The following is a 10,595-nucleotide window of genomic DNA, read 5'->3' on the forward strand; positions in this document are numbered from 1 at the left end:
CAAAATGATCTACGATGAATGGGGGCAATACAAGTTTTATAAAGTCCAGGTAATTATCCAAAGCAATATCTTTTTTTGCAAAGATCGACTTTTACTTCAATTCTTCCCCAACTTTTGAGATTGATCCATCCATACAGTTCAGGACTGCGATAAGTCAGGTAAACCCGTAGCGGTAGCACGCATAAAGGAACTTCGGGTGGTCATAGAGTCGGATAAAGACACTGACTTCTTTTATTGGGCCACCAGCAATGCACAGACCAAAGACGGCAAGATCACTTTCCACAAGCGGGACGCTTTGAGCCGTTTAAAGGAACTCACTTTTAAAAAGGCATACTGTACTGAGTACAAAGAAACCTTTAACAGCAAAGGTGAACATCCCATGATAACTACCCTGTATATTACGCCGAAGGAAACTTCCCTCGGTACGGTTAATGTTAAGAGAGATTGGGGAAATCTCGGCAGCATTTAAGTTGTAGTTTTAAAAGAATAAAGGTATGCAGGTATCTGGTTTAAATGGCGTAATCAATGATTTTCTTCAAAAGAAGGTCACTATACAAATAGAAGGCTTTGACGCTTCTGTGGTTTATTACGACCTGGAATTAAAGGAAGGCATGGCTTCCCATCAGGAGTTTCGTTTTACCTGGCAGGCAGATGGTAATTTTCTGGCCGGGCACGAACAGCAAATGGAAACCATTGCCGATTACAGGGGTAAAGAAATCCTTATTGGCTTTAGAAATACCGTAGGGCAGGAAACTCACCGTTTCATCGGGATTATCGAAGGGCTTTACCTTCAGGATGAGGATGGAGCGATCCCCGGCTATACCGTTATCGGCCGCAGCCGTTCTATTGTATTGGATGATATTCCCCAAAGCCGCACCTATATCCGGGAAGGTTTGCAGCATATGCTCCACACCGTGGCCTCACAGGCTCCCAGTGATTTAAAAATAGATCTTAGTCCAAAACATTCCGGGGCCATCCCTTATACCACGCAGTATAATGAAACCGATTTTGCCTTTATGCAACGTATGGCCAGACGCTACGGTGAATGGTTTTATTACGACGGCACAGGCTTACAATTCGGAAAAACCCATACTACCGATATTACCCTGGTTAACGGGGCTAACCTCCGGGTTTTTGTTCCGGGGGCCAGTATAGCTCCCGGCAAGGTCAATTTAACCGGGTATGATTACCAGCAGGCCGCAACCTTTTCAGAACAATGGCAGCGACCACAACAAAACAGCGATAATTTTTTATCTCGTAGAGCCTTAGATAGTGCGGCACAAACTTACGGTAGACAAAATCGGGATCATCAATATGTACCCCAGGCCAGGAACAGTATGGAGCTTCGGGAAATGCAACAACTGTTCCACCAGGCTAACGAGGCCAAAATGGCGACCTATGCCGGACATAGTGATACGCCCTTACCCATTGGCGGGAGGATCACCATACAAAAAGGCAAAGCCATAGGCGAATTTACCGTTATAGAAGTAAAACACCGCTCGGAACTCAAAGGGCATTATACTTGTGCCTTTACCGCCCTACCTGCGGATATACCCGTCCCTGTCCATACAGACCCTTTTATTATTCAAAAGGCCGAAAGCCAGCGAGCCTTAGTAGTAGCTAATAATGATCCGAAAAGCATGAAACGGGTCAAAGTACAATTCTATTGGGGATATGAAAGTGACTGGATACCCGTGATCACTCCTTACGGTGGTAATGGCAGAGGTATATATATACTTCCGGAGGTAGGCGATGAAGTGTCTGTGGATTTTGAAGGCGGTAACGTAGATCAACCTATTGTACGAGGAGCAGTATATAATGGATCACAAAAAAACAACTACGGTACAGCCAATAACGATCTGAAAGTATTGCATTTCAGAGAAAGTAAAATTATCATCGATGATGCTAAAGGCAGTATAAGAACTGAGGACAAAGCGGGAACCATCATAGAAACCGACGGTCAGGGTAATGCTACTGTAATGGCCTCTAAAAATATAAGCCTGCAAGCAGAAAATATACAATTAAAGGCCGGAAAAAAAGTAAATATACAAGCAGGCGATGAAATTAGAACCACAAGCGATTATCATAAGCAACGGGTAAACAAAAAGGCCACCCTCTTTGGCGATGAACTTTTGTTCCATACCCGGAGCAGACTTAGTATGGAGTCTAACGAAGTCAATCTGGCGGGTACTGAGAAATTAATGGCACATAGTGACGGGCAGGCTACCCTGAACAGTAAAGGAGACCTGTTTGTGCGTGGGGAAAAGGGTAATAAGATGTATAACCAGGCGGAGGAATATGAAAAATCCAATCCTGAGATAGATGCTAAGGTGATTGTACATTTTAGGCCGAAAAGTGGTTACCAGGGAGAATATGGGTTTGACTGGATACGAAATAAAGACACTAAAACTCCTGGGGATGTAGATTATAAGAAAAATGTAGGTAAGTATTATATAAAGGATCAAAAGACTAAAAAAGACAGGAAAGCAGGGGATGGAGAAATTACGGGAGGAAAAGCAACGTTCAAAGAAGAAGGATTTGACGGTCTTGCCAATTCCCATTATACCCCGAGCCTTATTCCGTGGAAAAAAGATAAGGACGGTAATACGGAAAAATATTATGTGCCCTGGCTTAGTTTGTATAAAGACCAAAGTGTAACCCTTAACTTAGTTATTGATGTTCAGGAAGAACCGGATAGTATGCTGTTTAAAGAAAATGAACATTTTGATATTAGTCCATCGACAATTACAAAGGGAACTAAAACAATAACTATAAAATGTAAAAAAGCATTTGATAAAGACCAGATCGTAGAGGTAGAAGCTATTACCAAAAATGAAGATGGCACAGAAGATAAAAAGACTGCCGGAAAACTGCAAGTTTTAGCTAATAAGACCACTTACAAAACTAAAGTAGTATTTGTAAATGTAAGAACTATGATTGATGGAATAAATGACAGGGACGGATTAGCTTCGCAATCAAATTCCAATACCGAGCAAACCTTTTTAGAAAAGTATTTAAAACAAGCTCTTGTCGAAACGGAAGCGCAAATCCCAGTTGTAAAATTAGACCTTACAGCGGATAAATCTTTTAACAAAGATTATGTGTTAAGTAGTCATAATGCGGTTAACTTATATCATTCATCGAGGAAGTCCGTAATACATTCTTATCTGGAAACTGAATTTAATGATCAAAATTCTATTTATAAAGATTATTATAAAGTGTTCTTTTTTGGGGATAATGGAGGATATATTGATAAAAAAGGTAATTACCAGGGACTTAATGGGGCTGCACAAGCTATTGGCTCAAATAACGTAGTTCTATTTGCAACCCATAATACGTCTACTACCACCCATGAATTGTTGCATGCAATGGGATTGTATCATAGTTTTAACAGTACAGGGGCTCCACATGCCTATAAATACAGACAAACCGAAAATATTATGGATTATTCCCATCAGGTGGGAGTTGACCGTATAAGTACATGGAAATGGCAGTGGGGCATATTACGGTCTAACACTAAAAAATTGGAAAAATTATCAACTCCTGAGGAGGCTTTAAATGATATTGCGACAAAACCGGTACAATCTTTGCCCCTAAATAAACCGAAAGGAAATAACTTAGACAAAGAAACTTCCGAAATACGATTGAGCCGATGAAACATTTAATTTTATTAGTATGCATGGTTGCTTTCACTGCTTGCAAGGCACAACAAAAAGATACTACTATGACTGTTGAGAAATTTGATATAGAAAATTATCATAAAAACGAAGATAAAAGTTTTGGTAACTATTACTTTCAATTACCAAATGGTGTAAAGGTTGTCCAAAGCAAAGTTGGAGACGAATATTCTCAAAGAGAAACACCTCCTTCTCCCGCCACTTTTGAAACATATAAAAGGTTTCACCCAAATGGGATATTAAAATTTCAAGGTGAAATGTATATTAATAATGGTGATTGGCAAAAGGGTGTGTGGAAATATTACGATGAAGAAGGAAAACTAATTAAAGAAGTAAACTATGACAAACCATATATTTTTGATTGGGATGATGTAATGTCTTATATTTCAAAGAATAATATAGGTTTACAAGATAAAAACACCCGAATTAGAAGGGATAATGACCCGGATCATCCAAAATGGTATATTGAGTGGCGAAAAGAATTTGGTAGAAGAGAAACTGTAACCCTGGACGGTAAAACAGGCAAGGTATTAGATACTGGCTGGTATCCACATGAAGATAATTAAGTCTAAGAATACAAATGTTTGTTTTAAAAACACAATTAACCGTTTTGTTGTTGATGTGCGTTTTGTTCTTGCAGGGACAATCGAATTTCAGGAAGTATCCTTCTAAAATAAAGGAAGTACCTCTAAAAAATATTAGGGCGGCATATCAATGGCATCCAAATGACCAGCGTTGGTTACAAGTTCTTCAGGGAAACAACGTTTTATGTGTTGACTTGAAAGGGAATGAAGTTAAGGAACCCAGCCCTAAAGACCCTGTGTTATGGTGTGGAACTCTTCCTGTGTTTAGATATTGTATCGACAAAGAAAATAATCAAATTATATACGAATCTGATCATGTTGATTTTGGACCCAATAGAAAAATACTAAATACTACACTGGACAATATAGATGCCGAACAGATTAAATTTTTGAATGGAGAAGATTTGTCACAGTATGAGATCGGTGATGGACTTGGTGAATTGTATCATGTGCCGAAATATTGGATACTTATAGTTAAAGGCGAAAAATATGGTTTAGCAGGAATAGATCATGGCCAAGACGATAAGATTAGTTTAAAAGCATTACTCCCTATGGTTTATGATAGCATTGTATTTAAAGATTATCTAACACCACTTAAACTTAAAAAAAATGGTCTTTACACCTGGTATCTTGGAGATGAAAAACCAAAATATAAAAGTCTGAGTTCTTTTGACCATCATTTCAGTCGTTTTGAATTACCAGACGGAAGGAAAGGTTGGATAGACTTAAATGGAAATGAATACATAGATCAATAGAAAAAAGTTACCATGCCACAAAAAGTCGTAGAAGGAGCTATATTACAATGCGATAAAGGGGCTGCGGTAAGCCAGTTAAAGGTCAGCAGCCAGGACTTTACCTATTTTGAGGATAAGTTGGTGGCCACGGAAGGCGATAAGGCTGCCAATGAAAACATCCTGCCTTTCGGTGCATGTGCTGTAACCCGCTCCACCTGTTCCCCTAAACCCATAAAGTGGGATAATGCGGCATCCAAAGACGAAATCAACGGATGTAAGGCATTATTAGAAAATTCACAGTGCAAATGTTCTGTTGGAGGCACTATTAAAATACAAAAGGTAGGTCACGAAGGACAGAGCGAAATAGAAGGATAATATTTTTGGCCAATCAAGGCCCCCTAAACCTATGTTTGACCAAAGGAACCCCTCTACGGAGGGGTTTCCCCATTTACGATTTCCAGTTTAGCTAAAAATTATTCATGGCTTGTCACAAAATGTAAAACATCAACTCCATGGGTGACTCACGGATATCCATAGAAGAATCCTCGAATCACAACCTCCTCCAAAAAAAATAGAGAAATACTTCCTGAATACTATGTGTATTGTCTACATTTCATTGTTTCTTAGGGATTAATTTTAACACACAAATCGAATTTTTATTTAAAAAAATTCTTATTTTTAGTCCAAGATAAAACATTTTCAGTCTTATTAAAACTCAGGCATGCAGGGTAGTCGTAAGGCCAAATGTTTTGTTTAAATTGATGTATAATTAAAAACTTTAAGATTATGAAATTAGAAAGTTTGAAATCTGAGAGGTTCAAAAAACTTCAAAAAGAAGAATTGGACAAAGTTATGGGAGGTTATGAAGCTCCTGCCTCTGATGTTACCGTCACTTGGACTAAAGCTGAAAATAAAACAGACGACGATTGTAGTGACTGTGATGATTAAATTACTAAGAGGTTGTATTCCCCCAACAACCTCTTCCTTTTATAGTAATTATTCTTAATGAAAAATTATTTCTTTTTTATCTTTTCGATTTTTGTCAATTTTTCTTTTCCTCAACAATTAAGTGACCTGGAGATTAGATATAGCTATACAGGTAGACCGCCTATTGTTGCTCTGAATAAAAGCAATGATTTTATCTATAAAAGTTCGGATAGTTCTTTAATTCGATTTGAGCAGACTAATCATAAATATTTCGAAAAGAAAACAGGTGAATATTTGTTCTCTGAGATTTATAATACTTCCCAAAAAGTATATCTTGATATTGATGTTTTTTTAACCGATAATTCTTTTAAAAAAAAATCGTTTTACAAAAAACATAATTTCAAGTCGTTCCCCATGGAAATCAAGGGAAACCTTTCTGATAATAATTACAAAGTTTCTTATAGCTTCAAAAAAAATAAAATAATTGAATATTTTATTGACTTATCTAATGGAAAATACATAAGGCTTGTTTTAAATACAAATCGGGATGGTTTTCCAAATATTTTGGATAAAAACAAGTTATTTGTGGGGTTTAAAGGATTTATAAATCAGCACAAAAAATATCCTAGTAAGATTTTAGAATTTCTTGAACGCTTTTTTCCGAAGGATTATGACGCTCAAATAGATTTAATTAATACATTAGACAATGAAGGATATACTACAAACTCCCCATATGGTTCTTTCTTAGTTGATTTGAATACTAATAATGGTACTTTTGATAATGTTAAGGACTTAATTACCTCAAGGAGGAGAATTAGTATTCAGAAGCAAAAATTACAAAATTTAAAATCTTTTATAGGTGAAGTTGCAGACTCTTGTGATATAATGATGTTTAATGAATTTCATAGTTACCCACACACGAGATTCAACTTTATGTATACATTACAGATTCTCAAAAGTAGAGGTTTTGAATATTTGGCATTGGAAACATTACCGCCTCCCCAACCAAATGATTCTTTGATTTTTCCTATTGACAGTATTTCGGGATATTATGTTGCAGAACCGACATGTTCTCTTATGATTAATTATGCCGCTAATCTTGGATATAAGCTGGTAGCCTATGAAGAAGCTGACCAGTGCGAAAGTTTGCACGGTTTAAATAGCAGTAATTGTAGAGATAGTATTCAAGCATTAAATATAACCAGAATTTTTAAGAAAGATCCCAATGCGAAAGTATTAGTTTTTGGAGGACATGCACATATTGAAAAAAAAGCGAGACACGATTGGAAATTTATGCGTGTTGATTTACAAGAACGATTCCCAGAGAAAAAAATATATTCGATAGGACAAACAAAATATATCCGGACCAATTTAGATTCGATTGACATTTCTAACCGTGAGCCTGTAATATATGTTGATAATGACGGGCAATTTGATGCCCATATGATAAGCCCATATTACAAAAGATATTACGAATGGTATTACCGACCTTCAGAGTTTATGAATAGGAAAATTTCTATCAATTTAGAAAAGGATTTTAATTGTATAGAAATTATACCCGTTATCAAAGGAAAGGAAATATACTATCCAATATTTAGGTCAAAAAAAGAAACACTTCAAGGTGATACTATCTATTTGCCTGAAAACATAAACTACGAGGTAATATATAAAGGAAAAAATAATGACAGATTATGATATTGTTATTAAGTATTGGATATGAAAGAAGCACGGATGAAGTAGTTGACCACTTTCTTTACAATAAAAGAAAGTTTTTAAGGATAAATTGCGATAATCTAAAGGACAGTGAATATTTTGATTTTCATTTAAATCTAAGCAACCAAAAAGCAAAGGTTGGTATAAACAATACTGAGCTTAGATTAGATGAAAAAAAAGTTATTTGGTATAGGAGAATTAGGAGAAGAAAGAATATTGACAGGTTTTTAGATAACAAGATAGATTTTCATAATTCGAGGTTATTTACTCAGCTCGTCTTTAAGGAGTGGGAACTTTTCTTAAAAATATTGATTAATTCATTATCCCTAAATTCACTATGGTTTGATTACCCCTATCTCAATAAGGACAAATTAGATATACTTATTATAGCCAAAAAGATTGGCTTCGAGATTCCTGAAACTTTTATTACAAATAACGTTCGTGATTATGCTGATGGTAATTTTATAACGAAATTACTTAGTGGTTCTATAAGTTTTATTCATGACACTAAAGTTTACACAACTTATACTTCAGTAGTTAAGAAAGTTAGACAAAAATTTTTACCCGCACTTATTCAGCAGAAAATTGAAAAGAGGTATGAAATTAGAACCTTCTATTTAGATGGGGAGTGTTATAGTATGGCTATTTTTTCTCAAAATGATAAACAAACAAAAGTTGATTTCAGAAATTATAATCGTATAAAACCAAATAGAACAATTCCTTATAAACTTCCTCAAGAAATCGAAGAGAAGATTAAAAAACTTATGGATGAATTGAATTTAAAAACGGGGTCCTTGGACATAATTAGAAGTACCAATGGAAAATATTATTTTTTAGAAGTAAATCCAGTAGGACAATTTGGCATGACTTCTAAACCCTGTAATTATAAGTTAGAACAAAAAATATTTGAAAAACTGGTTGATTATGAAGAAAATTTATAAGAAGATTATCCCTCCTTTATCATTACTTTTAACGAAAGGAAAAAAGTCCAGTGATCTAACCTCTACCATTGAAATAAATGTTTGTAAAGGTTCTAAAAAAGTAGGCAACACAGAAATGGCCGTTATTCCTCATTATAAACCAATTGTTAAACTATCTGTATGACATACAAATTGTTTTCTAATTGTGTGCCTGTTAAAGGTTTCAATAAAAGTATTATAGTTGATCTACAAAGGAATGATTACAAAAATATTCCTAATTCTCTTTATCAAATTTTATGTTCACATAAGATTCTGGATTTTGAAAAGCTCAAATGTATCTATGAAGACCAAAAAATAATAGAGGAATATAAAGCATTCTTAATTGAAAACGAATTCATATTTGAGTGTTCTGAACATGAAGTCAATAATTTCCCGGCTATTAGTACAGACTTTTATAAGCCTTTTCATATAACAAATGCTGTTATTGAGATTTCCAATAGTCTATCGGGTAAAATTCATGAATTAAAAAATAGTTTTGATGAATTGGGGGTTCAGGATTGCTTTTTATTGTTCTATGAGGAAAATATAGAATTCTTAAATGATTTCTTTACCGTATTTGACGATAGTCGTTTATTATCTGTACAATTATTATATCCTACAACAAAAAAAATTAATATTAAAAGAGTAGCTAAACAGTTTCCCAGGGTAACCAAAATAATTTTCTTTAATGCTAAATATGACAAAATAGTTGATAATACCCCGGCTGTAATTTATTCAACCAAATCAATAGATTCGTTTAAATTTTGCGGCGAAATAAATAACTATTTTGTAGCGAACACGGACACTTTTTTGGAATCTCTAAATCACAATTCTTGTCTGCATAAAAAGATTGCAATTGATAGAAACGGCAATATCAAAAATTGTCCTGCAATGCCACAGAGTTTTGGTAATATTAAAGATACCACCTTAGAAGAAGCCTTTAATCATTCAGAATTTAAAAAATACTGGAATGTTACCAAAGACATGATCCAAGTATGTAAGGATTGTGAGTTTCGCCATATTTGTACTGACTGTCGAGCTTATACTGAACGTACATATTTTGAAGGTGACATTGATCTTTCCAAGCCCTTAAAATGTGGATATAACCCTTATACAAACGAATGGGCAGAATGGAGTACCAGCCCCATAAAACAAAAAGCCATAGAGTTTTATGAAATGCGGGAGCTATTCAATATAACATGAGTTGAATTTTTCACTTTCAACATTATTATCTCATTTAATTTTGGAAAATCCTGCCCAAAGAATTTGCAGAATTATAAATCTCCGAGAGTTAGCATTAATAGGATATTTAATCTACAAGATCAAAAGAAAATTATGCTATTTTTTCCCCACCCAGCTTCTTCAAATCCTCCATAAACCGGTTCGAAAATCGTTCTGCCAAGCTCACTTTTTAGAATTCAAATTCTACATAAAACCACGTAATTCCTATGAATTTCGTGGTTTTCATGTTTTTAGGGGTTTATTTAATTTGATGGGATTTCACCAAAAAATGCCAGTGCATAGCATTATGCATAAGCAATAGGGGGAAATGCAAACCGAAAAGGTAAAGATTATTTGTCCTTAATTTTCTTCCGGTGTTTCAAACCAAAATCAAGTAGTACGTTAATTACAGGTATTGTTTCTTTAGCGTGTCGGGTAATCGCATAAGAAACCGTAACAGGCTTTGTATTGTTAACCGTTCTTGTAATCAATAGGTTTTGCTCCAGGTCATATAGTGCTTTCGACAGGACTTTCGGGGAAATCCCCACGACCGTTTCCTGCAAATCCTTAAACCGCATCGTGCCAAAAGAGAGGTTTCGCAGAATACAAATTTTCCATTTGCCTCCCAATAAATCAAGCGTATCTCGCAAAGCTGTAGCCTTCCCTAAAAATAAGACAGTTTAAAATTCGAAATTCTTAACTTTAAACCATTAAACTGTCCGATGAAAAAAAGTAGATTTACCGAAAGTCAGATCATCAAGATCTTAAAGGAAAACGAAC

General features: G+C 35.2%; 11 protein-coding genes. 10 read left to right on the top strand and 1 reads right to left on the bottom strand.

Annotation, left to right across the window (positions count from 1 at the left end; all coding sequences use genetic code 11):
• Window positions 1-127 precede the first annotated feature (127 nt).
• The 10 genes from tssD to gwsS all read left to right on the top strand — a co-directional run bounded on the left by tssD (window position 128) and on the right by gwsS (window position 9,797).
• Window positions 128-469 (top strand): type VI secretion system tube protein TssD, encoded by a 342-nt coding sequence (tssD, locus tag KN811_RS21505; protein ID WP_187967585.1) that lies wholly within the window; start codon window positions 128-130, stop codon window positions 467-469.
• A 25-nt stretch (window positions 470-494) separates the two neighbouring features.
• Window positions 495-3,656, top strand: coding sequence for a phage baseplate assembly protein V (locus tag KN811_RS21510; protein ID WP_187967575.1), 3,162 nt, complete (start codon window positions 495-497; stop codon window positions 3,654-3,656).
• On the top strand, window positions 3,653-4,243 hold the full coding sequence (locus KN811_RS21515; RefSeq protein ID WP_187967576.1) for a toxin-antitoxin system YwqK family antitoxin: 591 nt from the start codon (window positions 3,653-3,655) through the stop codon (window positions 4,241-4,243). Before KN811_RS21510 ends, KN811_RS21515 begins: the two co-directional genes overlap by 4 nt.
• Before the next feature lie 14 nt (window positions 4,244-4,257).
• The gene (locus KN811_RS21520) at window positions 4,258-5,016 is read left to right on the top strand and encodes a hypothetical protein (protein WP_187967577.1); all 759 of its coding nucleotides are present in this window, start codon (window positions 4,258-4,260) and stop codon (window positions 5,014-5,016) included.
• Between the two features lie 12 nt (window positions 5,017-5,028).
• A complete protein-coding gene (locus tag KN811_RS21525; RefSeq protein ID WP_187967578.1) occupies window positions 5,029-5,370 on the top strand; it encodes a DUF4280 domain-containing protein in 342 nt (113 codons plus the stop codon).
• Window positions 5,371-5,781: 411 nt separating this feature from the next.
• Window positions 5,782-5,943, top strand: a complete 162-nt coding sequence (locus KN811_RS21530; protein ID WP_187967579.1) for a hypothetical protein — start codon at window positions 5,782-5,784, stop codon at window positions 5,941-5,943.
• A 57-nt stretch (window positions 5,944-6,000) separates the two neighbouring features.
• Entirely contained in the window at window positions 6,001-7,617 is a 1,617-nt protein-coding gene (locus KN811_RS21535) for a hypothetical protein (protein WP_187967580.1), read from the top strand.
• Window positions 7,614-8,576, top strand: a complete 963-nt coding sequence (gene gwsG, locus KN811_RS21540; RefSeq protein WP_187967581.1) for a grasp-with-spasm system ATP-grasp peptide maturase — start codon at window positions 7,614-7,616, stop codon at window positions 8,574-8,576. The genes KN811_RS21535 and gwsG overlap by 4 nt, the downstream gene beginning before the upstream one ends.
• On the top strand, window positions 8,560-8,739 hold the full coding sequence (locus KN811_RS21545; protein WP_187967582.1) for a hypothetical protein: 180 nt from the start codon (window positions 8,560-8,562) through the stop codon (window positions 8,737-8,739). The genes gwsG and KN811_RS21545 overlap by 17 nt, the downstream gene beginning before the upstream one ends.
• Window positions 8,736-9,797 carry a grasp-with-spasm system SPASM domain peptide maturase gene (gene gwsS, locus KN811_RS21550; RefSeq protein ID WP_187967583.1) on the top strand — a complete coding sequence of 354 codons (1,062 nt, stop codon included), beginning with the start codon at window positions 8,736-8,738 and terminating at the stop codon, window positions 9,795-9,797. The genes KN811_RS21545 and gwsS overlap by 4 nt, the downstream gene beginning before the upstream one ends.
• 368 nt (window positions 9,798-10,165) lie before the next feature.
• Here the strand turns inward: gwsS and KN811_RS21555 are convergent, their stop codons facing one another.
• On the bottom strand, window positions 10,166-10,465 hold the full coding sequence (locus KN811_RS21555) for a winged helix-turn-helix transcriptional regulator (protein WP_187967584.1): 300 nt from the start codon (window positions 10,463-10,465) through the stop codon (window positions 10,166-10,168).
• Window positions 10,466-10,595: the final 130 nt, after the last annotated feature.

It is taken from the genome of Sinomicrobium weinanense (genome assembly GCF_018863395.1).
Taxonomy (GTDB): Bacteria; Bacteroidota; Bacteroidia; order Flavobacteriales; family Flavobacteriaceae; genus Sinomicrobium; species Sinomicrobium weinanense.

Excerpts from the sequence above, each read along its gene's own strand:
- KN811_RS21535 (WP_187967580.1), top strand. The coding sequence starts at position 6,001 with ATGAAAAATTATTTCTTTTTTATCTTTTCGATTTTTGTCAATTTTTCT.
- KN811_RS21545 (WP_187967582.1), top strand. The coding sequence starts at position 8,560 with ATGAAGAAAATTTATAAGAAGATTATCCCTCCTTTATCATTACTTTTA.
- KN811_RS21515 (WP_187967576.1), top strand. The coding sequence starts at position 3,653 with ATGAAACATTTAATTTTATTAGTATGCATGGTTGCTTTCACTGCTTGC.
- KN811_RS21525 (WP_187967578.1), top strand. The coding sequence starts at position 5,029 with ATGCCACAAAAAGTCGTAGAAGGAGCTATATTACAATGCGATAAAGGG.
- gwsG (WP_187967581.1), top strand. The coding sequence starts at position 7,614 with ATGATATTGTTATTAAGTATTGGATATGAAAGAAGCACGGATGAAGTA.
- KN811_RS21510 (WP_187967575.1), top strand. The coding sequence starts at position 495 with ATGCAGGTATCTGGTTTAAATGGCGTAATCAATGATTTTCTTCAAAAG.
- KN811_RS21520 (WP_187967577.1), top strand. The coding sequence starts at position 4,258 with ATGTTTGTTTTAAAAACACAATTAACCGTTTTGTTGTTGATGTGCGTT.
- KN811_RS21530 (WP_187967579.1), top strand. The coding sequence starts at position 5,782 with ATGAAATTAGAAAGTTTGAAATCTGAGAGGTTCAAAAAACTTCAAAAA.
- gwsS (WP_187967583.1), top strand. The coding sequence starts at position 8,736 with ATGACATACAAATTGTTTTCTAATTGTGTGCCTGTTAAAGGTTTCAAT.